Origin of the sequence: Flavobacterium ginsenosidimutans (assembly GCF_037478105.1) — a bacterium.
Lineage (GTDB): Bacteria > Bacteroidota > Bacteroidia > Flavobacteriales > Flavobacteriaceae > Flavobacterium > Flavobacterium ginsenosidimutans.
On record NZ_CP147988.1, the window covers coordinates 5,426,302 to 5,452,776 of the forward strand.

A 26,475-nucleotide genomic window follows, 5' to 3' on the forward strand; every position below is an offset into this window, starting at 1 on the left:
ACAATTCTGTTAAAAATAAAGAAAAATCTGTAAGCAGTTTTTCAAAAAACTTTGTATTTTTAATATCTAATTTTCTTGGATATGAAATTACATCATTTGCGAAATGCCACTTTGGTAATTGAAACAGAGAAGCATGTCATTTTAGTTGACCCAATGTTAGGTAAAAGAAAAACAATTCCGCCTTTTACTATTTTCAGATATAAACCGAAACGAAACCCGCTGGTTGCATTGCCTAAAAACAGTCGTGACATCTTAAGTCGCGTAACGCATTGTTTAATTACGCATTTACATCCAGATCATATTGATAAAGCTGGCGAGGTTTTTTTAAGACGAAAAAGCATTCCGGTAATCTGTAGTTCTAAAGATGAAAAAGCTTTGGTTCAAAGAGGATTAAGTGTAATTCAGACTCTAGAATATTGGGAACCACAATTATTCTTAGATGGGAAAATAACTGGAATTCCTGCTATTCACGGTTACGGTTTCATTGCCAAATTAATGGGAAATGTAATGGGATTTCATATTGAATTAGCAAACGAAAAATCTATTTACATAAGTTCTGACACCATTTTTACAGAGCATGTAGAAAAGGTTTTAACGCAATTTAAACCAGATATTTCGATTGTAGCCTGCGGAACCGCAAGATTAGATATTGGACAGCCATTATTAATGCGAATGGATGACATTTTAAAATTTGTGACACTTGCTCCAGGAAAAGTTCTTGCGAATCATTTGGAAGCTTTAAACCATTGTCCAACGACACGATTACAGTTAAGAACTGCACTTTCAGATCATGGCCTTTTAAGCAGAACCGCTATTCCAAATGATGGAGAATGTTTAGAATATTAAAGAACCAATAATCCAAATTCTCTCAAAGTATTTACTGGTTTAGAATACCAAAACAATTCAAAATCTTCCAAGGAAGTTTCAAAATCATTTTTGACTTCTTGAAAAGTATAATTTTTAGAACCTGAAACGGCTATTTTCGACAAAATGGAAACTAGCCATTCGCCTTCTTCTTTACTAGTTTGTATATCGAAACTTTCTTTTTTGTCGTGAAAAGTTAACGACATCATTTCCCAGCTTCTTCCTTTTTTTGATTTTGTGAAGACTTCTGACGAAGGTTTTCCACCAAGCCAAACCACTTTTGCATTTGGTTTTGTATTGAAATCATTTTGTTCTTCTAAAGCATTAAAAATAAAATCGGGGTGGATTTTTGTTTTCGGAATTTTAAAATCGAACCAATCTTGCAATTCGTAATCAAAACAGATTCCGTGCATGAAATTGAAGAGCGATTTCTTTAATCCGAAACTAAATTTATCGTGATTGATTCCAGTTGAATCGGTATATTCAATATCATTATTGGCAAAAGTTCCAATTGCTTCCGTCTTTTTTGTGACACCAAATTGTTCTGGATACAATCCAACTGGACTATGAGCCGTCAAAGCAAATTGATGCCAAAAACCAGATTGCAAAACTCCTGCTTCAAATAACTGACGAACCATTTCTAAACTATCAACCGTTTCTTGGATTGTTTGCGTTGGATATCCATACATTAAATACGCATGAACCATAATTCCGGCTTCGGTAAAATTTCGCGTTACTTTTGCAACTTGTTCAACCGTAACACCTTTGTCAATTAATTTCAATAAACGATCTGAAGCGACTTCTAAACCGCCTGAAACGGCAATACATCCAGAAGCTTTCAGCAAGAGACATAAATCTTTTGAAAAGCTTTTTTCAAAACGAATATTGGTCCACCAAGTTACAGCAAGTTTTCTTTTTAAAATTTCAAGTGCTACTGCGCGCATTAAAGCTGGCGGTGCGGCTTCATCTACAAAATGAAATCCGTTTTGACCTGTTTTTTCGATCAATTCTTCCATTCGGTCGCAAAGCAAACTTGCTGCAACAGGTTCGTATACTTTTATATAATCTAAAGAAATATCACAAAAAGTACATTTTCCCCAATAACAGCCGTGAGCCATTGTGAGTTTATTCCATCTTCCGTCGCTCCACATTCTGTGCATCGGATTTACAATTTCGATAACCGAAATATATTTATCCAAAGGCAGATCTGAATAATCAGGCGTTCCAACTTGAGATTGTTTATAATCGTGTTTTAAAGAATTGTTTTTGTAAACGACTTCACCATTTTCTAATAAGAATGTTCTTTTGAAAGAATCAGAATCTGGATTTTCTAAATGAAAAATTAATTCCTCAATTGGAACTTCTCCATCATCTAAAGTGATGAAATCAAAAAATTCGAAAACACGTTTATCAGAAAGCGAACGCAATTCAGTATTAGGAAAACCTCCACCCATCGAAATTTTAATCTCAGGATGATTTTGTTTAACCCATTGTGCGGAACGAAACGCACTATATAAATTCCCTGGAAAAGGAACAGAAATTAGAAATAAAGTTGGTTTTACGGCTTCTATTTTAGCTTTTAATAGCGAAATTAAAATCGAATCGATATAAGTTGGTTCTTGCTGTAAGGCTTCGTACAATTCATCAAAAGAATTGGCACTTCTTCCTAGACGTTCTGCATATCGGCTAAAACCAAAATTTTCATCAACACATTCTACAATAAAATCTGAAATATCTTCCAGATATAAAGTTGCCAAATGTTTTGCTTTGTCTTGAGTTCCCATTGTTCCAAAAGCCCAATCGAGTTCTTCTAATTGTGCAAAACGAGAAGCTTCTGGCAGAAAATCTTCCTGACAAATCTGCAAAGCCAAAGTTGGATTTTTTCCCTGCAAAAACTGAATTACAGAATCAATGGTTTTAATGTATTCGTCTTGAAGAGCAAAAATTCTTTTACAGTTGTCGCTTGTTGGTTGGTTGTTGGATTGAAACAAATCAATCAATCCTTTTTTTGAAAACAATTCCAAAATCACATCAATACCCAAATCAGCCTGAACCGATTCGATGTTTTTTGTATTTAGAAAACCTTTTATATACGCCGTTGCCGGATACGGTGTATTCAGTTGCGTAAATGGAGGCGTAATTACAAAAAGTTTCGTTTTCAAAAGGGAATTATTTTTTTGCAAAAATAAGGTATATTTAGAATTATTCGACAAAAGAAATAAATCAGAATTATTTGGCTAAGATCTCCAAATATTTTAAATTTTTATTATTGATATTAAACTTACAAAAACATTTTCTTTTCATATTTATGGCATTGTATTTTGGCTATATTTGTCAACAAAATTTCCCTAAATGAAGCTTAGAACTTTACTCTTATTTATTGTTTTTATTAAATATACTTGTGTTTTTTCACAAGAAATTAATCCGAATTCTTCCAAAAAATTATTGTTAGAAGATAAAGATGGTCATCTAATTCAAAATTTGGAACAGCAAAAACAATTTTTGAAAATTAGGGAGGAAAAGATGAAAGCAGAAATGCTGAATTTGAAAAAAGTAATTTTAAATTCAAAAGAAGGAAATTTAACTTCCAAAACAGCAGCTACTCTTCAAGGTGTAGAAATGTGTACTAATGGAGGTTTTGAGCAATATGAAACTATAAACGGGAACAGTTATCTAAAGAATTTTCTTTGTACAATTGGTGATCCTCCTGGCCCAACGCAATGCCGATCAATCACAAATACTGCTGATTCGTACATCAATCGCTATAATCCTAATAACATGGACATTATGGCAACTGGTGTTTCTTCCAATTTGATTGACCCTTATATAGGAGACATTAAAGCATTTGATCAATATGCCCTTAAAATTAATTATGAAAACTCCTCAACTTATGGCTCTATTGTTCAGGGCAAAAGGTTTAAAACAAATAATGAAAATTATCTGAAATTTAACTACAAAGCAGTATTACAAAGTGTGTACGACAATAGTCACACTGATAATCAAGCTTTTGTAAAAGCACGAATTTTAGATAAAAATAACACAGTTGTCAGTGAATTTTGTTTGGTAGGAGATGAAAAAAATTGCATTTTCAGCAAGGTTCCGAGTCAATTTTCTGATTTTGTTACTTTATATACCACCAATTGGCAATCAGGAATATTGGACATTTCATCAATTCCAAATAATGAGGAATTTACCGTTGAATTTATGGCTTCAAGATGTGGATTGGGCGGGCATTTCGGATATATGTATATTGATGATGTTTGTATCTTACATTCTGCCGAAAACTTGCAAGGTTCTATTGAGCTTGAACCTTTGAATAAAGTTTGTCCGACTTTACCAATTTCAGTTTGCGGCAATTATACTATTCCTAATTCTGGAGGAATTTCTGCATCAGTAAAAAAAATCACTTTAAATGTCTACAACAGCAATAATGTGTCCATTTATAGTACATCAACCACTTCAAGCTTAGACACTACAAACAAAAAATTTTGTTTTACATTAAAAACCAGTGATTTTCCAAATATTACAAACGCTAATTACAATGTAGGTATACAAGTTGATTATGATATTTCTGGAACCTCATGCTCAGGAACCACATTTGATTCTGCCACAGATCCTGACGCAAATCCTGGCTGGGATATTTCTTTTTTGAATTGTTCATCAAGTTGTACTATTAATGTAACAACTGCGAAAATATCCCAATGTGATGCAAACCGTGACGGAACTGAAAATTTTAATTTGTCTACATTAAATTCTTTAATAGTTCCTTCTACATCGGGTTTAAATTTTAGTTATTTCAAAAATTACAATGAAGCAGAATCCAACTTGAATGCTATCACCAATTTTACAAGTTATCCAAGTTCAAGTGCTTCCATTTTTGTTAGAGTGAGTAAGGATGCAACTTGCTATAAAATAATTTCTGCCAATTTAGAGGTAAAAAATCCCACAGCAAATATTACTGGTATCCTAAATGTTTGTTCTGGAAGTACTGTATTAACTTCTTCTTCAGGAGCTTCGTATTTATGGAGTACAGGAGCAACTACGCAAAGTATTACGGTAACTTCGTTAGGAAATTATTCTGTTACGGTCAAAGATTCTTATGGATGCGCCAGCACTGCAAGTGTTACTATTGAACCAAGCCAAACTGCCGTCTCTCCTATTTTGCAGATTACGCAGCCTTCTTGTTTTTCTACCACAGGAACAATAAAAGTAACTTCGCCAGCATCACAATATAGTTTTGATAATGGTACAACTTGGGAGACAAGCAATACAAAGAGCAATTTGTATCCTGGAACCTATTTAGTAAAAATAAAGACCGTAAATGGCTGTACTTCCTACTCTCAAAGTGTAACTATTACAGCGGCTTCCACTTTGTATCCTAATTACAGTTATACCAATCCTTTATTTTGTGGAGATATTGGCAGTATTACCATTACAACTCCAGCTGCGTATTATAGCTTTGATGATGGTACAACTTGGGTAACTAATCCTACTGCTAATAATCTTTTACCAGCAAATTATAAAATTCGCACCAAAGATTTACAAGGTTGTATTTCATCAGCAAACAATGTACTCATCAGTAGTAATACGCTAGAAACTCCAACTTATACAATCGAATTACCTGCTTGTACTACAAAAGGAAGTATTACCATCAATACTCTTTCGGATTTTTATACTTTTGATGGAGGGACTACATGGGTTACAAACAACAAGATCAGCAATTTAGATCCAGGAAGCTATTCTTTAGGAATTAAAAATGCTTTAGGTTGTACTTCTTATTATTCCTATGCTTATTTAAATGATTTTAAAGATTCCTATCCTCAGTATACAACTGAACAACCTGTTTGCGGAAAAGATGGAAGCATTACTATTACTACAGTAGCAGATTCTTATAGTTTTGATGATGGGGTAACCTGGACTACTAATAATGTTAAAATTTTACCTTTTGGAACCTATCAAATAAAAATAAAAAACAGTGCAGGATGTATCAGTTCTGCTAGTTATGTTTCTTTATATCAGCCTTATTTGGATATGCCAATTATTACTTCGGATCAGCCAACTTGTGGTGTAAACGGAAAAATCACCATCAACTCGTTATCCGACTTTTATAGCTTTGACAATGGTTTAACATGGACAACCCTAAATTCTAAATCATTACCTCCTGGTATTTATAGCATAATTATAAAAAACAGTCTTGGCTGTACCTCTTACCCCAATACTATTTATTTGAATAATCCAAATATAGATGTACCAGATTACACTGTTGTTCAACCCACTTGTACATCCTCGGGTAGCATTAAAATAAATACAACTGCTAGTTTCTATAGTTTTGATGGAGGCTATACTTGGGGAACTTCTCCTTTACTATCAAATCTTACTTCTTATGGATATTACAACATTGCAATAAAAAACAGTTTAGGATGTGTTTCTAACTATGTTAGCGTTTCAATTAACGATGCAAGGCTTCCTGATCCAGATTATTCAGTTACCAATCCAAGTTGTGGAAATATTGGCAATATTACATTTAACACTACTGCAGACTATTACAGTATCGATTATGGTGCAACTTGGAGTACAAATAAGGTATTTAATAATTTACCCCAGGGATTTTACTATTTAATGATAAAAAAGGCTAATTGCATATCCAATACCATTTCCATTTATTTGGACTCCTCGAAGCTGGCACAACCCAATTTAACCATCGTTCAACCAGGATGCGGAACAAAAGGCAGTGTTAAAATTAATACTACTGCGAGCTTTTACAGCATTGATGGGGCAAATTGGGTAACAAGTCCTGTTTTTTCCAACCTTTCAGCAGGATATTATTACCCTATGATTAAAAATGCTCAAGGTTGTGTTTCTAACTCGAACTCAGTATATCTTCAAGAGTTTTATCTCCCAAATCCTACCTTCAAAACAACACAACCGACCTGTGGAGTTGGAGGAAGTATAACCTTTACTTCAACTGAAGCACAGTACAGTATCGATGGAGGCGCAACTTGGAGTACTAATCCTGTATTTACTAATCTTAGTCCAAACTCTTATTCTTTAGTAGTAAAAAATGCTTCTGGGTGCACATCTAACCTTTATGGCATATACACTTATCTGCAACAATATTATTTACCTAATCCCGATTTCACATTAATTCAACCCACATGTGGTGTCAATGGAAGTATTACTATTGCAACAGTTGCCGCTTCTTATAGCTTTGACAATGGCTATACTTGGACAACTAACCCAGTTCTTTCAGGACTTACTTCTGGTTATTACAATATCATGATAAAAAACGCAGCGGGGTGTAAATCTAATGGTTTATCAATAAACATTAATCCTTATTATCTGCCCAATCCAAACATAAAAGTAGTACAACCCGAATGTGGAAATGACGGAAGTATTACCGTTACAACACCTGCCGACAATTATAGTTTTGATGGAGGCACCACTTGGACTACAAATCCAATTTTATTAAATCCTGTAAGTTCATCTTATAATATACTTATTAAAAATGCAACAGGATGTAAATCAAATTCACAATATGTTTACATATACAAATATTACCTACCCTCACCAAATATTACCTCTATTCAGCCCACATGTAGCACTCCTACCGGAACTATAATAGTAAATTCGACTGCGGACCAATATAGTTTTGATGGAGGAACAACTTGGACTACAAACCCTATAAAGAAAAATTTAGCTGGCGGCTCATACAATGTATTAATAAAAAACACTCTAGGGTGTATCTCTTTTGGCAGTTATACTTATATAAATACTCCGCCCGCAATTCCTGCCGCGCCGACTGTAAAGGTCACTCAGCCTTCTTCTTGTGGTGCAACTGATGGCAGCATTACCATAACATCATCAGCGATAAGCTATAGTTTCAATGACGGAAACAGCTGGACAACAAGTCCTACAAAAGTAAATGTAGGAGCTGGCACATATATTATTAAAATCAAAACAAATTCATATAGTTGCGAATCATCAACAACCGTTGTCAACTTGAGTTCTGGCACTACGATTGCAGCTCCAAGTTTTACTACAACTCAGCCAAATTGTAGCTCGTCAAAAGGTTCTATTACCATTACGACAAATGCAGCAACTTATAGTTATGATAACGGATTAACCTACGTTTTTTCTAATACAAAAACTGATCTATCTCCAGGTACTTACTTCATAAAAATTAAAAACTCAGCAGGCTGTGTTTCAGATGCTGCTCAAGTCACGATATCGCCATTATCACCGCTTGCAGCTCCTGCTTTTAAAGCAATCCAACCCACTTGTACTGATTTTACGGGATCAATTACAATTAATACTGCAGCAGATCTTTATAGTTTTGATAACGGAATTACATTTGGAACATCCAATACAAAATCTAATTTATCTGCAGGAACCTATAATTTGGTGATTAATAAATCTGGGTGTATTTCTCTTGCTGCGCCTGTCACTATACAAGCTGCACCAGTAATACCTGAAGCACCACAAGTTGCAGTTACAAATCCAACGGGCTGTAATTCGACTACCGGAAGCATTATGGTTACTACAGTTGCAAATCTGTATAGTTTTGATGATGGCCTTAACTGGAGCACCAGTAATACTGCCAGTTTATCTCCTGGGAGTTATTTTATCCGAATAAAATATACAAATGGCTGTCCATCTATTGCGTATAAAGCGACTATCAATGCAGCACCAGATGCTCCAGCAATCCCAACTCTAAATGTTACTCAGCCTACTACTTGCAGCAATCCATTTGGCTCAATTTTAATTACAAGTACTGCTGCTCAATATAGTTTTGACAATGGTAAAAATTATTCAGCCAATCCAAATTCAGGAAATTTAATAGCTGGAACCTATATGGTTCGTGTTAAAAATAGTAGTGGCTGTGAGTCTGCTCCATTATCTACCATCATTAATCCTCCAACAGATTATCCGAGCAATCCTGCATTTACGCCTATCCAGCCCGATTGCAATAATCTTAAAGGTACCATTACAATTACCGATGCTGCATCGGAATACAGTTTTGATAATGGTGCTAGCTGGGTTACAACTGCAACAAAATCAAATCTTGATCCCGATACTTATTTTATTAAGATAAAAAATAATAAAGGCTGTATCTCAAATGCAACCAAAGTTATCATAACTCCTTTTACAAATTTTACTCCAAAGCCGGCTCTAGTTAGCCCTCAGACTTTCTGCGTTAATCAAAATGCGGGACTAAATGACATTCAAATTACGGGGCAAAATATAAAATGGTACAGCAACTTAACGGGAGGAACACTCGTTCCAAGCACAACTGTACTTCAAGACAACGCAACTTATTATGCTTCACAAACCATAAGCGGATGTGAAAGCGAAAGAGTTCCAGTTACAATTAATATTCAAGTTACATTAGCTCCAACTGGAAATGCAAATCAGCAATTTTGTACAGGTCAAAATGCGGCAATTGCCAATATTGAAATTACGGGAACTTCGATAAAATGGTATGATGCATCAACAAATGGTTCTTTGTTAACCGAAACTACTGCTCTGGTAGACGGAAAAACATATTACGCTTCTCAAACCATAAATAATTGTGAAGGCCCAAGATTTGGAGTTACTGTTTCAATTGTTACCACGCCGTCTGTGCCAAATGCAAATCAAGAACAGGCATTTTGTAAAAAAGAAAATAAAACTCTAAATGACATTCAAATAACGGGGCAAAATATAAAATGGTTTGACACTAATTTTTCTGCAGCTGCTTTACCAAATACAACTGTACTTGAAAATAATAAAACGTATTACGCTTCTCAAACTATTGGATGCGAAAGCGATAGAACACCAATTCTTGTTCACGTTTATGACACTCCATTACCAACAGGAAACAGCAATAAGCAGTTCTGTATTGATGAAATTGCAACTATAGAAAATCTTAATGTAAATGGAACTGACCTTAAATGGTATGATGCAGCCACAAATGGAAATATTCTGCCTGAAACAACTTTACTGGAAAGCCGTATTTATTATGTCACGCAAACACTAAACAACTGCGAAAGCGAAAGATTTGCCATAACTGTAAAAATACAAGATACACAAATCCCAAGTGCTGATTCTCCTCAGCAATTTTGTATTCAGAAAAATGCAAAAATTAGCAATATTGCTATAATTGGACAAAATATTAAATGGTATGACAGTGCGTCTTCATCTATTACTTTAACCGAATCAACTCCGTTAGAAAATGGAATTATTTACTACGCTTCACAAACAATTAGTAGTTGCGAAAGTGACAGAATTCCTGTTACAATAAACATTCTTGAAGCGACAATTGGAGATTGTATTAATTTTGTTGATGAACTTCCATTTCCAAAATTCTTTACTCCAAATGGTGATGGTTTTAATGATACCTGGACAATAGATTCTGCTTATTTAGCTCCAAATTCGTCAATTCGAATATTTGATCGTTATGGGAAATTTATTAAAGAATTAAGACTAAACACATCTTGGGACGGGACGTATCTAGGATATAACGAACCCTCATCCGATTATTGGTTTACTGTAACAAGATTAAACGGAACAGAATATAGAGGTCATTTCTCTTTGAAACGATAATAGCTAAAATTTAAAAAGGTTCGCGTATAATATGCGAACCTTTTTTATTTTAAAACTTTATAACATAATGTATTATCAATTCTACCAGAACAACTATTACTTTTATCATAATTAATTGATTTATAGATTTTCTTTCTTTTTCAAGCTTCTATATTTTATATAAGAATAAGCTATAGGTGCAATTGCTATACTAAAAACAATTATTAAAAATACTTTAGAGAAAATAGAGCTTTCAAAAATTAAACTTCCTAAAATAGTAATCAAGCCAGCAATAAACCAAAGTTTTCCAGCAAATAGATGTGTTGTTTTCCAAACTTCTTGACTTTCTAAAGTCCATGGCGTTTTTATCCCGATGAAATAATTAGGTCGGATCACTTTAAAATAATTGCCTAAAATCATAAACAAAGCACCAGCTAATGCGAATATAAAACTCGGACTAGACACAGATTGGCTTTTGGTGCTGTACACAATAAACAAAGCCAAAATAGACATAAAAAGAACCATGACAAATTTGAGCTGATACAACTTTCCTCCCATTAAAGACATTCTTTTCTTCGGATCAATCTTAGTAATTGTCGACAGAATTACATAAGTCAGAACAGGAAGCATCAAAAGCATTACAATTAAAGTAAATTTATTTCCCCATCCATCAATTTCTCCTTTAGAGTTCCAATGAATAGGAACGATTTCTGGAAGACTATTCCAAATTGTTGCCAAATAGACAAAAGGGATCAAAACAATTCCAATTAGAGGAAGCTCTTTTTTTAATTCTAAATTCATTTTTTATTGTTTAAAGGTTAGTATCCATTGCAAAACATCTTCCATTATGGTGGTATTGATGGAGTAAATGATGAATTGCCCGTTTTTTTCAGATGTAATTAAATCAGCCCGTTTTAAAATATCTAAATGATGCGAGATACTCGGTTTAGAAATATTAAAAGCGTCTGCAATCTCTCCTGCAGATAAATCCTTCTGCTTTAAAAGATCCAGAATCTCTCTTCTAGTTGCATCATTCAATGCTTTAAAAATATCGTTCATTGCATTTATATATTTAGACAAATATCTAAATACTTTTTAAATAAACAAAAAAAAGCAGTAATTTTTTACATTACTGCTTTTGAAATATTTTAAATCTATATCTTAAAACTTATGCTCGTCTTTGCTAATTACCAAGAATGAAACTAAAGATATAATTGCCGCGGTTACTAAATAGAAACCTACATAACTCACATCATAGGTCTTAGCTAACCAAATTGCAATCATTGGCGCAAAAGCTGCGCCCAAAATTCCCGCCATATTAAAAGTCAAAGAAGCTCCTGAATAGCGAACATTTGTTGGAAATAACTCCGATAGAAAAGTTCCCAAAGGACCGTAAGTAAAACCCATTAATGACATTCCGATGCAGGCAAAAATGGTAACCAAAACTATATTTCCAGAACTTAAAAAGTAAGAAAAGAAGAATCCGAAAACGGCAATAGCCGCAGTTGCAGCGATAAGCATTTTGCGACGACCAATTTTATCAGCCACAACAGCAGAAACTGGAATAAAAAATGCAAAAAACAATACTGAGAATAATTGAATCAATAATCCGTCTCTTTTTACAATTCCTAAATCTGAAGTTGCCCAGCTTAATGTAAATACGGTCATTAAATAGAAAACTAAGAATGTTGTTATGGCAGCGAATGTTCCAAAAATCAATTGGTTTTTATATGATTTCACCAATTCTAAAAAAGGGACTTTCACTTCTTCTTCTTGCTTTTTAGCATTTTCAAACGAAGGCGTTTCTGTAATTTTAGTTCTTATATAAAACCCGACTATCACTAAAAATGCACTGGCAATAAAAGGAATTCTCCAACCATAATTCATAAAATCTTCATTACTCATAGAATCTGTCAATAACAAGAAAGTTCCACCAGAAAGCAATAATCCTATTGGAGCACCTAATTGCGGAAACATTCCGTACCAAGCACGTTTATTTGGTGGTGCATTTTCGATCGCCAATAAAACAGCTCCTCCCCACTCACCTCCTAGCCCAACACCTTGTCCGAATCGGCAAAGCATTAATAATAATGGCGCAGCAACGCCAATACTTTCATAACTTGGTAAAAATCCAATAGTTACTGTAGAAATTCCCATAGTTAATAAGGCCGCAACAAGAGTAAACTTACGTCCGATTTTATCGCCATAATGTCCAAAAAAAGCAGAACCTAAAGGGCGTGATAAAAAGGCAATAGAGAAAGTTGCTAAAGATTCTAATGTTGCCATTGTAGAATCTGAACTTGGGAAAAATAATTGCGGAAAAACCAACACCGCTGCATTGGCATAAATATAAAAATCAAAAAATTCGATTGTGGTACCAATAAGGCTTCCAAAAAGAACGTGTTTTAGAGAGTTCTTTTTATTCTCGTTAGTTTTCATGTAAAATAGATATAACTTTTTTTTTGATTACAAAAATATAGTTTCATCATTAATAATTCATATTTCAAAGAATTAGTTTTAGAACATCATTCGTTTTTTAACAAATTTGCTGTTTTTTCCAATTTAAAAACACGAGTTTTACTCCAATTTAAAAACTTGATTTTAGGTGCTTTAAAACAAAAATCAAAAATCAAATCTTAAGCATTCGTTAAAAGCGTTTTTAACTGTATATTTTCATTAAATTTACAGCTGTCAAAAATAAATTTAAAATTATGCCTACCGACTGTATCAGCTTTCAATCATCTGGATATTTCTCTAAATTAATGCAAGATTACTTAGATCAAAAGCCAGAGTTAAAACCGCTGTACAATAATTTTCCAACCTTAGAAAATTTCGAAAAACAAATTGCTGAAAAATCAGCTAATTTTGATCATAACAACCGAACTGCATTGGTTGACACTTTGCAAAAGCAATATCAAAATATTGAAATTTCAGATTTAACCAAACAAAATATTTCGCTTTTAGCACTCGAAAATACTTTTACCATTACAACCGGACATCAGTTAAATCTTTTTAGCGGACCATTGTATTTTTTATATAAAATTATTTCTACGATTAATTTAACTAAGGAATTAAAATCAAAATATCCTTCGTACAATTTTGTTCCAGTTTATTGGATGGCGACCGAAGATCACGATTTTGAAGAAATTAATTATTTTAATTTCAAAGGAAAAAAAATCCGCTGGAATGCTGAAAGTACTGGGCCAGTTGGAAGACTTTCATCTGAAGGTTTAGAAGATTTATTTGAAGTGTATTCGAAAGAATTAGGTTCAAGTACAAACGCAAATACACTAAAAAAACTTTTTGAAGACGCTTATTTAAAACACGAAAATCTAGCCGATGCAACTCGTTTTTTAGCCAATGCGCTTTTCGCAAATTACGGTTTGGTTATTCTAGACGCTGATAATGCGGATTTGAAACGTACTTTTATTCCTTTCGTAAAAGAAGAATTAGAAAATCAGACTTCATTTAAAGCTGTTCAAAAATCAATTGAAGAGCTTGCGGCTTATACCGTTCAAGTAAATCCGCGTGAGATTAATTTATTTTATATTGAAGACAAACTTCGCGAAAGAATTATTTTTGAAAATGATAAATATCTAGTTAACAACACTAAAATTTCATTTTCGAAAGAAGAAATTCTAAAACTTTTAGAAAGTAATCCTGAAAAATTCAGCCCAAACGTAATCATGCGTCCGCTGTATCAGGAAATTATTTTGCCAAATCTTTGCTACATTGGCGGAGGCGGAGAAATTGCTTATTGGTTAGAATTAAAAGCGTTTTTTGAGGCTGTAAATATTACTTTCCCGATATTATTAGTTCGAAATTCAGTTCTTTTGGCAACCGAAAAACAGGCTAAAAAAGCTGATAATTTAAATTTATCATGGAAAGATTTATTCAATAAATCAGAGAATTTAATTAATGAAATCACGCATAAACTTTCTCCTTTTCCAATTGATTTAGCGGAGCAAAAAGAAGCGCTCGAAAAACAATTTGCTTATCTTTTTGAATTGGCTGAAAAAACAGACAAATCTTTCTCAGGTGCGGTAAAAGCACAAGAAGTAAAGCAGAAGAAAGGCCTTGAAAATTTAGAAAAACGTTTATTAAAAGCTCAAAAAAGAAAACTTCAAGATCAGTTACAACGTGTTACAGATTTGCAATGCGAATTGTTTCCAAATTACAGTCTTCAAGAACGTCAAGCTAATTTTTCTGAATTTTATTTAGAAAAAGGAGAACAATTGGTTCCGCTTTTAATTCAGAAATTAAAACCTTTAGAACATAATTTTGACATCATAATAATCTAAAATAATTATCTTTAGAAATTAAAAGTGCTGATTTAGGAACAAATAACCAGCTCATTTCCTAGATTATTGCTCTCTCAAACCAAATAGAATTATATTTTATAACCTATTAACTAACTAACTAACCTAATGGTAAGAGAACGCCTAATTTCGCTTGATGTCTTTCGCGGACTGACTATTCTATTGATGACTATTGTAAACAATCCCGGTGATTGGGGAAATGTTTATCCTCCGCTTTTACACGCACACTGGAACGGCTGCACACCAACCGATCTAGTATTTCCATTTTTTATTTTTATAATGGGAGTTGCCGTACCGCTTGCAATGCCAGAGAAAACGTATGATGAAACAACATTCAACAAAATCCTGATTCGTTCTTTAAGAATGTTCTGTTTGGGGATTTTCTTTAATTTTTTTGGAAAAATTCAGCTTTTTGGATTAGACGGAATTCCACTTCTAATAGCAAGATTAGTCATTACTTTTGCAGTTGGTTATGCTTTGATGGGAAATTTCAGCACGCGTCTAAAAAACATTTTCGCATTTAGCATTTTAGCCATTTATCTCATTTTAGCTTACGGTGGATTTGAAAATTATCAAGACGTTCGTCTTCCTGGAGTTTTGCAGCGCATTGCAGTAGTATATTTTGTTGTTTCGCTTTTGTATCTAAAAACATCCCGAAAAACTCAAATTATTACAGGGGCAATTTTGCTTTTAGGATATTGGGCCGTTATGACTTTAATTCCTGTTCCTGGTTTTGGAGAAGCTAATTTAGAAAGAGGCACCAATTTAGCTGCTTGGGTTGACAGCATCTTCTTAAAAGGACACATGTATCACGAAACTAATACTTGGGATCCAGAAGGTATTTTAAGCACATTACCTTCAATCGTAAATGGAATTATCGGTTTATTCATTGGGCAAATTTTACTACTTAATATAAGCAAAATTCAAAAAGCATTTACAATGGGCAGAATTGGAACTGCACTTATATTTTTCGGATTAATCTGGGATTTAATTTTTCCAATAAACAAATCAATTTGGACAAGCAGTTATGTTTTATACACCACTGGTTTAGCAACTGTTTGTTTAACAGCTCTATATTACATCATCGACATTAAGGAATACAAAAAAGGCTTTAAACTATTTATTATTTGGGGAGTAAACCCAATGATTGTTTTCTTTGCTTCACAAATTATTCCTCAAGCTTTGGTAATGATTCGTTTTCAGCATCCATCGCTTGCTGGCGAACAAATTAACCTTTTAGATTATCTATACCGTTTTGGAATTGCACCATTTTTCAGCAATCCGATGACAGCTTCATTGGCTGGTGCATTAACTTATGTTGGAATATGGACATTTATATTGTGGATTTTCTACAGAAATAAACTGATTTTTAAAGTATAAAAAGCACCACATTATGTAGAGACGCACCGCAGTGCGTCTTTATTGTTTTTATCAAAATTGCGCTAGATGCACTACAGCGCATCTCTACAATCACCTATATGGTTTAAGAAAATGCTTTTATTGGTCAAAACATCATTCTAATGTGTTTAAATTATGAATTTATTAAAATCAATTCATAAAAAAAGTATACTTTTGCACAAAATTTAATAAAATACAAAATGGCAACAAATAGAACTTTTACAATGATTAAACCAGATGCTGTTGCAAACGGACACATCGGGAATATCTTAGCAATGATTACTAATGGTGGTTTCAAAATCGTTTCATTAAAATTAACTCAATTAACTGTTGCAGATGCAAAAGCATTTTACGCAGTTCACGCAGAAAGACCTTTCTACGGAGAATTAGTTGAATTCATGTCTCGTGGACCAATTGTTGCTGCTATTTTAGAGAAAGATAACGCAGTAGAAGATTTCAGAACTTTAATTGGAGCTACAAACCCAGCTGAAGCTGCTGAAGGAACTATTCGTAAAGCATACGCTACTTCTATCGGAGAAAATGCAGTTCACGGATCTGACAGCGACGAAAACGCTGCTATCGAAAGTGCATTCCACTTTGCAGGAAGAGAGCAATTTTAATTTTAGGTTAGACTTAAAATTTTAAATTATAAAACACAAAAAACCCCGCTTCAATTGAAGCGGGGTTTTTCTTTTAAGTATAAAATTGACTAAAGGTTATCAGAAGTCTTTTTTACCATTTTCTCGATTCTTCCATCTAAATCTTTTAGAAGCTCGTCTAATGCACTTTCACACATTGGCAATACTTTTTCAAAAGATAAAACAGGAATTCCTCCTACAATAGTTCCAGTTTTCTTAGAGTTTGCTCCTTCATTGAAAGCAAATACTTTTTTTCCGTTTTTATCATACAAAGCAATTCTTGCATAAGCTCTCATCTTGATAGTTCCTGTACCACCAACAGCAAATCCTTTTACAACAGCAAAATGAATTTCAGTAAATAAAACACCGTCAGCATTATCTTTAAACATAGTAGCTGTTGCTACTTCATTTGCAGAACCATTTATCCCTTCATAAATATATTTGTATCCAGGGAAATTGATAATATATTTTCCAGCTTCTCCTTCTTTGTCAAAATGAGGAACGTAATCAATATATTCTTGTTTTTGAGTCACATCAGTTTCTGGAATTAAATCAAATGGGAATTTTTTTGAATAATCATTGAAAAATGCCGTATGATATTTCTCCAAAATTGGCAATAAATTAAAGTTCGGATTACTTCCTAAATCTGTTACTGCTGCCAGACCATTTAAACCAAGCTCAGAAAGATCTATTGTTTTATCTGTATAAAAAGAAACAACAGCAACTTTTTTCTTTTGCGAATAACCAGTTAAAGTAAATAATACGGTTAAAATAAGTAAAATTTTTTTCATTGTTTTGTTAATTTGTTTGGGTTATTAAAAGGATGTTACTTACAAAAAATAACGCTCAAATGTATCGTAAAAAAAAACACTCCACAAGTGAAGTGTTAATTATTTTTAAAATTTATCTTATTAAAAAAAGCCTAATAAAATCAGCGTAAAACAACTTCTTTTACTACCTCACGACCCAATTCTTCATTGATCATTTTTATTATTTTATACTTTCCATGAGTCAATTCTTCACGTAGAACAGAAGAACCTAATTCCACATAAAGCGTACCTCCTTTCAAAACAACATTTCGAGTATAAGTATTCACTCCGCTCCCCATAAGATTTTTCCAAGCATCACGAACATCAATCTCATCCATTCCTGGCTGCAATTTATTCACTTGAATAATCTGCTGTAATACAGCACTAATAGTACTTTCGTTATTTAGTCTTTTCGCCATCGTCTAATAAATTTACTGGTCCAGCTTTTTTATAATGATATTCTATTTTTTGCGGATTCTTAACCACTAATTTGTCATCTGAAAGTGAAATAATTTCTTCACTCCATTTTGCATACTTTGTTTTATAATCCAAGAAAACCTGCTCTCCGGCAAAACGAACCGAAACATTTTCAAAAGTATCTGTTGTTAGAAAAGTTCCATCAAACTGTGGCATAACTTTCGTTCGAACACCTTTATTATTCTTGATTTGAAAAAAATCAAAAGTCTCGTTCATCTTATAATCTTTCTCTTCACCTTTATCAAAAACCACTTTTTCAATTTCCCAGTAGCCATTTAACTTAGTAATATCATCAGGTTTAATTTCCTGTTTGCAGCTCACAAATAAGAACGACAAAACCAAAATCATAAAAGTGTTTCTCATAAATAATATATTTTTTTAGCAGCCACTTACTTCGTTAGCCAACTTTAGCGCATTGCTATCTGTTTTGCAGAAATTTTTCTCGGACTACAAAGATAGCCTTATAATCATCAAAAAAATACTTTACATTAATTATTTCATTCTAAAAAAAACAAATTTACCAAGATGAAAAAAACATCAAAATACCTTATTCTGATTATATAATAACTTCTATGGGTAATGCTTATTTTAAAAGATAAGGATTTTTACACCCAAATACTCTAATTTAAAAATCAAATTTAAAATACCTTTTTCTACTAAAAAATGAAAAAAATATTACTACTAGTTTTTAGCACTATATTTTTATTTTCAAAATGTTATCAGCCAAAACAAGAAAAAAAAGCTTTCAATAAATCTGAAAAACATTCAAAAGAAAACGAGAGCAAACCTAGTAAAACAGATACTCTTTCTACAAAAAAAAACATCTCAAAAAGCACAAATTCAGAAGATTTCCCAATAAAGATCATTAAAGCAACACTATTAGACAATAGTTATTCTCATCATAAGAATATCAAAATAGTTTACAAGAATTCTAGCAAAAAAATGATTAAAGCTATAAAACTTAAGTGGTTTTGCATCAACGCATTTGAAGACCCTGCAAGCGGCAATTATTTTTATGGTGAAGGAAATTTTAAAGGAAATATAACTCGTTTAATAAAACCTGGAGAAACCAAATCAGAAATTTGGGAAGATTTCTCAACAGATGCAGATAAAATCATTAAGGTCACCGTTTATTACATTGTCTATAATGACGGCACTAAATGGGAATTAAACGAAGAAAAAACTACTCTATAGTCTATATAAATCTAAAAATAAGTTCCTTAACAGATTAAACTTTTTTGCATATTTTTGGTCAAACCCCAAACTAAAACCAAAAACATGACCAAATCAATTTTCACAATCTTGTTAGCACTATTTTTTACAGCCTGCAGCAAAGACTCATCTGAACCTGATCCTGTTCCAAATCCAGAAGAAACAATGTATTTTCCTCCATTAACAGGAACAACTTGGGAAACAAAATCTATTTCTGACCTAAAATGGAACCAAAGTGCTGTACAACCACTTTTAGATTATTTAGAACTCAAAAATTCAAAATCGTTTATCATTTTAGTAAACGGCCGAATTGTTTTAGAAAATTATTTTAACAAACACACCGCAACAACAAACTGGTATTGGGCTAGTGCAGGAAAAACATTAACATCAACAATGACAGGAATTGCTCAGCAAGAAGGTCTTTTAAACATTAACAATAAAGTTTCTGATTATCTTGGAACGGGCTGGACAAGCGAAACTCTTGCTCAAGAAAACCAAATTACCTGCAAACACTTACTAACTATGACTTCTGGAATTGATGACACTTCAGACGAAGTCGATCCAGAAGACTTAATATACAAAGCCGATGCAGGAAAAAGATGGGCTTACCATAATGTTTATGTAAAACTTCAAGATGTTGTAGAAAAAGCAAGTGGAAAAACTTGGAAGGATTATTTCAACACTAAATTAAGAGACAAAATTGGAATGGACGGCAATTGGGTTCAACTTGGTGTAAATAGCGTTTATACAAGCACAACAAGAAGTATGGCGCGTTTTGGATTACTAATGCTTAATAAAGGAAAATGGGATAATACTACAATTCTAAATGAATCTTTCTTTAACGAAGCAACTGCAACTTCTCAAGACATCAATTTAGGGTATGGATATTTATGGTGGTTAAACGGAAAAACTTCTTATCATTTACCACAATCGCAATTAACTTTTCAAGGAAGTGTAATTCCAACTGGACCGAGTGATATGTTTATGGCTTTAGGGAAAAATGACCAAAAAATATATGTTGTTCCGAGCAAGAAAATGGTTATTGTAAGAATGGGAGATGCTGCAGATGATGAAAATCTTGCTTTATCAGATTTTGACAAAACATTATGGCAGAAAATTAATGCTTTGTATCAATAAAACTAGCAATTTAAATCAATTGCCATCCTTTACTTTTCAAAAAGCTTTTGCAATCCTTGCAGAAGCTTTTTTCTTGATTAAAAGGATTACGCCCCTCGGCATCACGCATTAAACAAGTTTGTATTTTACAATGTGGCAGACCTTCGGTATGCCCTAATTCGTGCAAAACCAGTTTATAAAACTGTTCGTTTTTATTTTTTCGAGACAATCTAAAATCAGAAACAACACAAGCTTTTCCAGGTCTATAACCCAAACCCATTATACCCCAATCTTTTATCCTGTTTTTTGTTGTACTTATATCAAAATGAGACAATCCAACAATTACAGAATCCTTTCCTATATTATTTTTTAGGTTTTTAATAATGCTATCAGCCCGATACCTGTTTCTAGGTTTATAAAAAGATTTTTCAGGAAAGTCAATATTTTCCATCAAAACTACTTTCGGATTAATAGCTTTAATTTCAGCAAAAACCTTTTGAGTTTGTTTTTGCTGAAAATTGCCTAAAGGTTGAATAACAATAACTTTCTGAGCTTTTATCGCATTTTCATTATTCCTATTTACACATGAGAACAAGCCAAATAGTAAAATCAAAACACCATATTTCATAAAAGCAAATTCGATAAAGTTGTTATATTTTTGAAGATTATCTATTGGTTTTTATTCTTTTAAGAACTCCTAAAAAGAACAAAATAATTCCGACTACCAGCAACACATAATACACTGAAAGATTATTATCTTTCAATAAGTTTGCAAAAACAAAACATACTACACTGGCAAAATAGAATGTAATAGCCGATATATTTTTCATTATAAATTATTTAAAGAAACTGTCAACGAATTCATATTTATTGAAAACTTGTAAATCTTCAATTCCTTCGCCAACACCAATATATTTTACTGGAATTTGAAATTGATCTGAAATTCCAATCACAACTCCACCTTTTGCCGTTCCGTCCAATTTAGTAACAGCCAACGAAGTAACCTCTGTAGCAGCTGTAAATTGTTTCGCTTGTTCAAAAGCATTTTGACCTGTAGAACCATCTAAAACTAAAAGCACATCGTGAGGAGCATCAGCAACAACTTTCTGCATTACACGTTTTACTTTTGTCAATTCGTTCATTAAGTTGATTTTATTATGAAGACGACCCGCTGTATCAATAATTACAACATCAGCATTTTGAGCAACTGCAGATTGCAAAGTATCAAAAGCTACAGAAGCAGGATCACTTCCCATTTGCTGTCTTACAATAGGCACATTTACACGATCTGCCCAAACTTGCAATTGATCGATCGCAGCAGCACGGAATGTATCTGCAGCACCTAAAACAACATTATACCCCGCTTTTTTAAATTGATAAGCCAATTTACCAATCGTTGTTGTTTTACCTACTCCATTTACTCCAACAACCATTAAAACATAAGGTTTTTTATCTTTCGGAATTTCAAATTCTGTTGCCTCACCTGTATTAGTTTCAGATAACAAAGCACCAATTTCATCACGAAGAATCTGATTTAATTCATCTGTTCCTAAATATTTATCTTCAGAAACACGCTTTTCGATTCTTGAAATAATTTTCAAAGTTGTATTTACACCAACATCCGAAGCCACAAGAACTTCTTCTAAATCATCTAAAACATCATCATCAACTTTAGATTTTCCAGCAACAGCTTTGCTTAACTTCGAGAAAAAAGTAGTTTTTGTTTTTTCAAGACCTTTGTCTAAAGTCTCTTTTTTTTCGGTAGAGAATAATTTTTTAAAAAAACTCATTTTTTGTAGATTATTTAGATTTACTAGATTTCTTGATTTTCAGACAAGAAATCCAAATCTTTAAAGAAAGTGTAATTGTTTCTCAAAAAAAGACCAATTGTTACGATTCTTTAAATTTTTAGACAAATATAGATAATAAAAAAGCTACTTCCGAATGAAAGTAGCTTTTCTATATAATGTAATTGTAATTATTTCTTTTTCAAGAATTCATCAACTTCTTCAGGAGCCATAATAGATTCTACGAATGTATATGCACCAGTTTTAGGAGATTTTACCATTTTGATGGCTTTTGACAATCTCTTAGAAGCTGTTTGTAACGATGCTACGGTTTTCTTTGCCATGATTCAAATGTTATTTGAAGTTTTTCATAAAACTCGAAATGGCTAAACCATTTGAGATTTATAAAAATCTCTAATTATTACTTAATTTCTTTGTGAACAGTTACTCTTTTCAAAACTGGATTAAATTTTTTAATCTCTAATCTGTCTGGAGTATTTTTTTTGTTCTTAGTTGTAATATATCTAGAAGTTCCTGCAACACCAGAAGCTTTGTGTTCAGTACATTCTAAAATTACTTGGATTCTATTACCTTTCTTTGCCATCTTGCTATATATTTATTTAGGAAAAGATTATTTGATAAATCCTTCTGACTGCGCTTTTTTCAAAACTGCAGTGATTCCATTTTTATTAATTGTTTTTATCGTAGATGCTGCTACTCTAAGAGTAATCCATCTATCTTCTTCTGGAAGATAAAAACGCTTTTTAACTAAGTTTACAGAAAACTTTCTCTTAGTTTTGTTCATAGCGTGAGAAACGTTATTTCCTACCATCGCTCTTTTACCTGTAAGGTCACAAACTCTTGACATTATACTTATCTTTTATCGTTATTCAAAATCAGGGTGCAAAGAAAAGAAAAATAAACCATTGTAGCAAAAAATTATTGCACAATTTTTAAAATTTCTTTCTGCAAAATTTCTAAACTCTTGACAGATGCCCTATCTATCACTTTTTCACGCGGTTGTCCGAAGTTAAATTCTTCAACAATTACTCCGTTTGGTGTTGCCAAAGCTATAAAAACAGCACCTATTTCAGCATCTGAATCACCTTTTGAAGGACCTGCATTGCCTGTCGTAGCAATCGCATAGTCCGTTTTAAGCAAATCTTTAACACTCAAAGCCAGAGCCGATGCGACCTCAGCGCTTACAACAGAAAATTGATCAATTATATTTTGTGAAACTCCCAAAACATTTACTTTTACTTCTGTCGCATAAGAAACAATACTTCCTTTAAAATAATTTGACGAACCTGGAACAGATGACAGCAATGAAGCAATTCTTCCTCCTGTACAACTTTCTGCTGTCGAGATTGTTTTATTTTGTTTAGAAAGCAGTTTTCCTATTACCGTTTCAATTGTTTCGTTTTCTTCGTAACCTACAATTATATCATGAATTATAGCATCTAAAGATTGGACATTAGATTCTATTGCTTCTTCTAATTCTTCTTTATTTGTTCCTCTTGCTGTCAAACGCAGACGAACTCTTCCTGGATTTGGCAAATAAGCCAGTTTTATAAATTCTGGAAGATTATTTTCCCATTGTTCAATACGTTCTGCAACTAAACTTTCGCCCTGACCATAAGTCAAAATAGTTTTATGAATAATATATGGGCGTTTGTATTCGCGCACTATTTTTGGAATTATTTCTTCTTCGACCAAATATTTCATTTCATAAGGAACTCCTGGAAGCGAAATAAAAACTGTATCCTCTTTTTTCATCCACATCCCTGGCGCAGTTCCAACTTTATTATGCAATACTGTACAAGTTGACGGAACTAAAGCCTGATCTTTATTCAGTTGAGAAATTGGTCTTTTATAAAAACCTTCAATCAATTCTGTTACGTGCGCTAAAACTTTTTGATCTACAACTAACTCATCATTAAAGTATTCGCAAAATGTTTTCTTTGTAACGTCGTCTTTTGTCGGACCTAATCCGCCTGTCACTATCACAACATCTACCTTGTTTTGCAATTGAGCAAAAGTATCTAGAATATGTTTTTTGTCGTCGCTGATGGATAGCATTTCTACTACCTCAACCCCAATTCGATCTAATGATTTAGCAATAAAAGCCGAATTTGTATCTACGATTTGACCAATTAAAATCTCATCTCCAATAGTGATAATTGCTGCCTTCATATCAGTGAAATATTTTAGTTTCTTACATTAAGTAAGCTATAAATTTATAAGTAGAAAATTTAAATTTTGTCTTGGAGGAAGGTATTAAAGGCTTTTACAAACTATAAGCCGCTTACAAAATTTAAAAATGATTTTGACTTATTCCTTATTTAAATAGAAGGAATAAGTCAAATTTTATATTAAAGATCAAAGTCTTTTTTAATTTCTTTAATCGCTTCTTTTACTTGTACTTTAATACTTTTAAAAGTTTCGATAATGTCTTTTTTCTTGCCTTCAGCTTTTGTCCACGCTTCAACTTGCAAGATTTCTTCAAAAGCCACATTTAGCCCCATTAAATCTAAAGTTGGCTTTATTTTATGTGCGTATGAATAAGCATATTTATGATCCTTTTTCTTAATTCCCTCTTTGATTTGTTTTAAATCTTCTGGAACTTCTGTAACAAATAAAGTTAAAATTTGATTTACAAATTCAGGATCGTTATCTGAAAGCGCATATACTTTCGAAAGGTTGTATTTTAAAGCCATTATTTTACTTGTATTCTGAATAATTTTTTATCTTCTAAAAAGCCTTCTAAAACATCATTTGGTTTTACAGCCGCAACACCTGCTGGCGTTCCTGTAAAAATAATATCTCCAATTTTTAATGTAAAAAACTGAGATACATGAGAAATCAATTCATCAATTTTCCAAAGCATCATACTTGAGTTTCCTTTTTGAACTGTTTCTGAATTGCTTCTTAATTCAAAATTAAGATTTTCCATAGAAACAAAATCAGTTTTTGGTAAAAAATCACCAATAACCGCCGAACCGTCAAATGCCTTGGCTTTTTCCCACGGAAGTCCTTTTTCTTTTAGTTTACTTTGTAAATCGCGAGCCGTAAAATCAATTCCGACACTAATTTCATCATAATATTTATGAGCAAATTTTGGCTCAATATATTTTCCGACTTTATTAATCTTTACGATTATTTCAACTTCATGATGAACATCTTCAGAAAACTCTGGAATTACAAACGGATGCTGCTTCAACAAAACCGCAGAATCTGGTTTCATAAAAACCACCGGTTCACTTGGACGCTCGTTTTTTAATTCCTCAATATGATTGGCATAATTCCTGCCGACACAGATAATCTTCATTCTTTTTTAAGTTGCTAAGATACTAAGATGCTAAGCTACTAAGAAACTAAAAAAAAACTTAGAAACTCAGAATCTTAGCATCTTAGAAACTTACTTGGTATTTAATTTTCTCAATTTAATTGCTGTCAAAACTTTTTTGGTGTACAACGGAAAATCAGCATTTTGAATCCAGCTGAAATATCCTGGTTCTGTTTCTAGAACTTTATACACTTTTGCACCTTTATGTTTTCCAAAAGTAAAAATTTCTTCGCCATCTTGATCAAAAGCAATCATTCCTGCAAAATCGGCGATTTTTTTACGAGTTGTAAATTCAGATAATGATTTCATATCATTTTCTAATTCTGGATAACGATCTAATTGCGCTTTTAAAATTTCATAAGTTGCCATTGTATCCGCTTCAGCTGAATGGGCGTTGTCCAAGCTTTTTCCACAATAAAACTTCAAAGCCGCACTTAAAGTACGCTCTTCCATTTTATGAAAAATTGTTTGAACATCTACAGAAACTTTGTTCTTCATATCAAAATCAACTCCCGCACGAAGCAATTCTTCAGCTAGAAGCGGAATATCAAAACGATCTGAATTAAATCCGCCCAAATCACTGTCTTTAATCATGTTATGAATGTGCGGTGCAAGTTCTGCAAAAGTTGGTTCGTTGGCTACTTTTTCATCAGTTATACCATGAACTGCAGTTGTTTGTGGAGGAATTGGAATTGTTGGATTAACCAGCCAGGTTTTACTTTCTTTGTTTCCGTTAGGAAAAACTTTGAATATTGAAATTTCTACGATTCTATCTTTACCGATATCAATTCCCGTTGTTTCGAGATCAAAAAAGCAAATTGGTTTGTTAAGTTTTAATTCCATTTCTAATTTTTATAAGTTTACAAATGTAATTTTTAAAGCCGAATATCTTCCTTTATTCTGATTTTTTTTGTCGAAAAATGCTTTCAAATCCTAATTTTAACTTTT

The 26,475-nt window shown here is 32.8% G+C and carries 24 protein-coding genes; 7 read left to right on the top strand and 17 right to left on the bottom strand.

Translation table 11 applies throughout. From position 1 onward, the window contains the following. The first annotated feature begins 81 nt into the window (after positions 1-81). Positions 82-846 carry an MBL fold metallo-hydrolase gene (locus V6624_RS23210; protein ID WP_111289064.1) on the top strand — a complete coding sequence of 255 codons (765 nt, stop codon included), beginning with the start codon at positions 82-84 and terminating at the stop codon, positions 844-846. Here the strand turns inward: V6624_RS23210 and V6624_RS23215 are convergent. Next, positions 843-3,026 carry a B12-binding domain-containing radical SAM protein gene (locus V6624_RS23215; protein WP_338840392.1) on the bottom strand — a complete coding sequence of 728 codons (2,184 nt, stop codon included), beginning with the start codon at positions 3,024-3,026 and terminating at the stop codon, positions 843-845. The two genes, V6624_RS23210 and V6624_RS23215, sit on opposite strands and share 4 nt — an antisense overlap. A 190-nt stretch (positions 3,027-3,216) precedes the next feature. Here V6624_RS23215 and V6624_RS23220 point away from each other — a divergent pair, with 190 nt between their 5' ends. Beyond that, positions 3,217-10,446: a T9SS type B sorting domain-containing protein gene (locus tag V6624_RS23220; RefSeq protein ID WP_338840393.1), complete on the top strand. Its 7,230-nt coding sequence runs from the start codon at positions 3,217-3,219 to the stop codon at positions 10,444-10,446. 120 nt (positions 10,447-10,566) lie between these two features. On the opposite strand, the gene V6624_RS23225 is transcribed toward V6624_RS23220, so the two are convergent. The 3 genes from V6624_RS23225 to V6624_RS23235 form a co-directional block, all read right to left on the bottom strand. Further along, positions 10,567-11,226: an SdpI family protein gene (locus V6624_RS23225; RefSeq protein ID WP_111289070.1), complete on the bottom strand. Its 660-nt coding sequence runs from the start codon at positions 11,224-11,226 to the stop codon at positions 10,567-10,569. Between the two features lie 3 nt (positions 11,227-11,229). Next, positions 11,230-11,484, bottom strand: a complete 255-nt coding sequence (locus tag V6624_RS23230) for an autorepressor SdpR family transcription factor (RefSeq protein ID WP_111289072.1) — start codon at positions 11,482-11,484, stop codon at positions 11,230-11,232. Between the two features lie 102 nt (positions 11,485-11,586). Next, positions 11,587-12,864 (bottom strand): MFS transporter, encoded by a 1,278-nt coding sequence (locus V6624_RS23235; RefSeq protein ID WP_111289074.1) that lies wholly within the window; start codon positions 12,862-12,864, stop codon positions 11,587-11,589. A 272-nt stretch (positions 12,865-13,136) separates the two neighbouring features. On the opposite strand from V6624_RS23235, the gene bshC reads away from it, so the two are divergent. From bshC to V6624_RS23250, 3 genes are all read left to right on the top strand, one after another. After that, positions 13,137-14,726, top strand: a complete 1,590-nt coding sequence (bshC, locus tag V6624_RS23240; protein WP_111289076.1) for a bacillithiol biosynthesis cysteine-adding enzyme BshC — start codon at positions 13,137-13,139, stop codon at positions 14,724-14,726. A gap of 126 nt (positions 14,727-14,852) precedes the next feature. Continuing rightward, positions 14,853-16,124 (top strand): acyltransferase family protein, encoded by a 1,272-nt coding sequence (locus V6624_RS23245; RefSeq protein ID WP_111289078.1) that lies wholly within the window; start codon positions 14,853-14,855, stop codon positions 16,122-16,124. 218 nt (positions 16,125-16,342) lie between these two features. Next, positions 16,343-16,762 (top strand): nucleoside-diphosphate kinase, encoded by a 420-nt coding sequence (locus tag V6624_RS23250; RefSeq protein ID WP_012026941.1) that lies wholly within the window; start codon positions 16,343-16,345, stop codon positions 16,760-16,762. A gap of 89 nt (positions 16,763-16,851) precedes the next feature. Here the strand turns inward: V6624_RS23250 and V6624_RS23255 are convergent, their stop codons facing one another. The 3 genes from V6624_RS23255 to V6624_RS23265 all read right to left on the bottom strand — a co-directional run bounded on the left by V6624_RS23255 (position 16,852) and on the right by V6624_RS23265 (position 18,429). Beyond that, positions 16,852-17,571, bottom strand: coding sequence for a hypothetical protein (locus V6624_RS23255; protein WP_111289080.1), 720 nt, complete (start codon positions 17,569-17,571; stop codon positions 16,852-16,854). Between the two features lie 140 nt (positions 17,572-17,711). Next, entirely contained in the window at positions 17,712-18,008 is a 297-nt protein-coding gene (locus tag V6624_RS23260) for a DUF721 domain-containing protein (RefSeq protein ID WP_111289082.1), read from the bottom strand. Then, a complete protein-coding gene (locus tag V6624_RS23265; protein WP_111289084.1) occupies positions 17,989-18,429 on the bottom strand; it encodes a lipocalin family protein in 441 nt (146 codons plus the stop codon). The genes V6624_RS23260 and V6624_RS23265 overlap by 20 nt, the downstream gene beginning before the upstream one ends. 300 nt (positions 18,430-18,729) lie before the next feature. On the opposite strand from V6624_RS23265, the gene V6624_RS23270 reads away from it, so the two are divergent. Both V6624_RS23270 and V6624_RS23275 read left to right on the top strand, forming a co-directional pair. After that, complete coding sequence (locus V6624_RS23270) at positions 18,730-19,260, top strand: hypothetical protein (RefSeq protein WP_111289086.1); 531 nt, start codon at positions 18,730-18,732, stop codon at positions 19,258-19,260. 84 nt (positions 19,261-19,344) lie between these two features. Beyond that, positions 19,345-20,415 (top strand): serine hydrolase domain-containing protein, encoded by a 1,071-nt coding sequence (locus V6624_RS23275; RefSeq protein ID WP_111289088.1) that lies wholly within the window; start codon positions 19,345-19,347, stop codon positions 20,413-20,415. A gap of 10 nt (positions 20,416-20,425) precedes the next feature. Here V6624_RS23275 and V6624_RS23280 read toward each other — a convergent pair whose 3' ends face one another. The 10 genes from V6624_RS23280 to V6624_RS23325 all read right to left on the bottom strand — a co-directional run bounded on the left by V6624_RS23280 (position 20,426) and on the right by V6624_RS23325 (position 26,370). Further along, complete coding sequence (locus V6624_RS23280; protein ID WP_111289090.1) at positions 20,426-21,022, bottom strand: Zn-dependent protease; 597 nt, start codon at positions 21,020-21,022, stop codon at positions 20,426-20,428. Positions 21,023-21,059: 37 nt separating this feature from the next. Then, on the bottom strand, positions 21,060-21,224 hold the full coding sequence (locus V6624_RS23285) for a hypothetical protein (RefSeq protein ID WP_204251693.1): 165 nt from the start codon (positions 21,222-21,224) through the stop codon (positions 21,060-21,062). A 6-nt stretch (positions 21,225-21,230) separates the two neighbouring features. Beyond that, positions 21,231-22,184, bottom strand: a complete 954-nt coding sequence (gene ftsY, locus V6624_RS23290) for a signal recognition particle-docking protein FtsY (protein ID WP_338840398.1) — start codon at positions 22,182-22,184, stop codon at positions 21,231-21,233. A 188-nt stretch (positions 22,185-22,372) separates the two neighbouring features. Then, positions 22,373-22,525 carry a DUF4295 domain-containing protein gene (locus V6624_RS23295; protein WP_070261881.1) on the bottom strand — a complete coding sequence of 51 codons (153 nt, stop codon included), beginning with the start codon at positions 22,523-22,525 and terminating at the stop codon, positions 22,373-22,375. Positions 22,526-22,602: 77 nt separating this feature from the next. Beyond that, positions 22,603-22,785 (bottom strand): 50S ribosomal protein L33, encoded by a 183-nt coding sequence (gene rpmG, locus V6624_RS23300; RefSeq protein ID WP_011963553.1) that lies wholly within the window; start codon positions 22,783-22,785, stop codon positions 22,603-22,605. A gap of 27 nt (positions 22,786-22,812) precedes the next feature. Then, positions 22,813-23,049, bottom strand: coding sequence for a 50S ribosomal protein L28 (rpmB, locus tag V6624_RS23305; protein WP_008468080.1), 237 nt, complete (start codon positions 23,047-23,049; stop codon positions 22,813-22,815). A gap of 71 nt (positions 23,050-23,120) precedes the next feature. Beyond that, on the bottom strand, positions 23,121-24,374 hold the full coding sequence (locus V6624_RS23310) for a CinA family nicotinamide mononucleotide deamidase-related protein (RefSeq protein WP_338840403.1): 1,254 nt from the start codon (positions 24,372-24,374) through the stop codon (positions 23,121-23,123). A gap of 179 nt (positions 24,375-24,553) precedes the next feature. Then, the gene (locus V6624_RS23315; RefSeq protein ID WP_008468078.1) at positions 24,554-24,898 is read right to left on the bottom strand and encodes an Hpt domain-containing protein; all 345 of its coding nucleotides are present in this window, start codon (positions 24,896-24,898) and stop codon (positions 24,554-24,556) included. Further along, entirely contained in the window at positions 24,898-25,509 is a 612-nt protein-coding gene (locus V6624_RS23320) for a fumarylacetoacetate hydrolase family protein (protein ID WP_111289096.1), read from the bottom strand. Before V6624_RS23320 ends, V6624_RS23315 begins: the two co-directional genes overlap by 1 nt. A 90-nt stretch (positions 25,510-25,599) precedes the next feature. Beyond that, positions 25,600-26,370, bottom strand: a complete 771-nt coding sequence (locus V6624_RS23325) for a 3'-5' exonuclease (protein WP_338840404.1) — start codon at positions 26,368-26,370, stop codon at positions 25,600-25,602. Positions 26,371-26,475: the final 105 nt, after the last annotated feature.

Excerpts from the sequence above, each read along its gene's own strand:
- V6624_RS23210 (WP_111289064.1), top strand. The coding sequence starts at position 82 with ATGAAATTACATCATTTGCGAAATGCCACTTTGGTAATTGAAACAGAG.
- V6624_RS23220 (WP_338840393.1), top strand. The coding sequence starts at position 3,217 with ATGAAGCTTAGAACTTTACTCTTATTTATTGTTTTTATTAAATATACT.
- V6624_RS23225 (WP_111289070.1), bottom strand. The coding sequence starts at position 11,226 with ATGAATTTAGAATTAAAAAAAGAGCTTCCTCTAATTGGAATTGTTTTG.
- V6624_RS23230 (WP_111289072.1), bottom strand. The coding sequence starts at position 11,484 with ATGAACGATATTTTTAAAGCATTGAATGATGCAACTAGAAGAGAGATT.
- V6624_RS23235 (WP_111289074.1), bottom strand. The coding sequence starts at position 12,864 with ATGAAAACTAACGAGAATAAAAAGAACTCTCTAAAACACGTTCTTTTT.
- bshC (WP_111289076.1), top strand. The coding sequence starts at position 13,137 with ATGCCTACCGACTGTATCAGCTTTCAATCATCTGGATATTTCTCTAAA.
- V6624_RS23245 (WP_111289078.1), top strand. The coding sequence starts at position 14,853 with ATGGTAAGAGAACGCCTAATTTCGCTTGATGTCTTTCGCGGACTGACT.
- V6624_RS23250 (WP_012026941.1), top strand. The coding sequence starts at position 16,343 with ATGGCAACAAATAGAACTTTTACAATGATTAAACCAGATGCTGTTGCA.
- V6624_RS23255 (WP_111289080.1), bottom strand. The coding sequence starts at position 17,571 with ATGAAAAAAATTTTACTTATTTTAACCGTATTATTTACTTTAACTGGT.
- V6624_RS23260 (WP_111289082.1), bottom strand. The coding sequence starts at position 18,008 with ATGGCGAAAAGACTAAATAACGAAAGTACTATTAGTGCTGTATTACAG.
- V6624_RS23265 (WP_111289084.1), bottom strand. The coding sequence starts at position 18,429 with ATGAGAAACACTTTTATGATTTTGGTTTTGTCGTTCTTATTTGTGAGC.
- V6624_RS23270 (WP_111289086.1), top strand. The coding sequence starts at position 18,730 with ATGAAAAAAATATTACTACTAGTTTTTAGCACTATATTTTTATTTTCA.
- V6624_RS23275 (WP_111289088.1), top strand. The coding sequence starts at position 19,345 with ATGACCAAATCAATTTTCACAATCTTGTTAGCACTATTTTTTACAGCC.
- V6624_RS23280 (WP_111289090.1), bottom strand. The coding sequence starts at position 21,022 with ATGAAATATGGTGTTTTGATTTTACTATTTGGCTTGTTCTCATGTGTA.
- V6624_RS23285 (WP_204251693.1), bottom strand. The coding sequence starts at position 21,224 with ATGAAAAATATATCGGCTATTACATTCTATTTTGCCAGTGTAGTATGT.
- ftsY (WP_338840398.1), bottom strand. The coding sequence starts at position 22,184 with ATGAGTTTTTTTAAAAAATTATTCTCTACCGAAAAAAAAGAGACTTTA.
- V6624_RS23295 (WP_070261881.1), bottom strand. The coding sequence starts at position 22,525 with ATGGCAAAGAAAACCGTAGCATCGTTACAAACAGCTTCTAAGAGATTG.
- rpmG (WP_011963553.1), bottom strand. The coding sequence starts at position 22,785 with ATGGCAAAGAAAGGTAATAGAATCCAAGTAATTTTAGAATGTACTGAA.
- rpmB (WP_008468080.1), bottom strand. The coding sequence starts at position 23,049 with ATGTCAAGAGTTTGTGACCTTACAGGTAAAAGAGCGATGGTAGGAAAT.
- V6624_RS23310 (WP_338840403.1), bottom strand. The coding sequence starts at position 24,374 with ATGAAGGCAGCAATTATCACTATTGGAGATGAGATTTTAATTGGTCAA.
- V6624_RS23315 (WP_008468078.1), bottom strand. The coding sequence starts at position 24,898 with ATGGCTTTAAAATACAACCTTTCGAAAGTATATGCGCTTTCAGATAAC.
- V6624_RS23320 (WP_111289096.1), bottom strand. The coding sequence starts at position 25,509 with ATGAAGATTATCTGTGTCGGCAGGAATTATGCCAATCATATTGAGGAA.
- V6624_RS23325 (WP_338840404.1), bottom strand. The coding sequence starts at position 26,370 with ATGGAATTAAAACTTAACAAACCAATTTGCTTTTTTGATCTCGAAACA.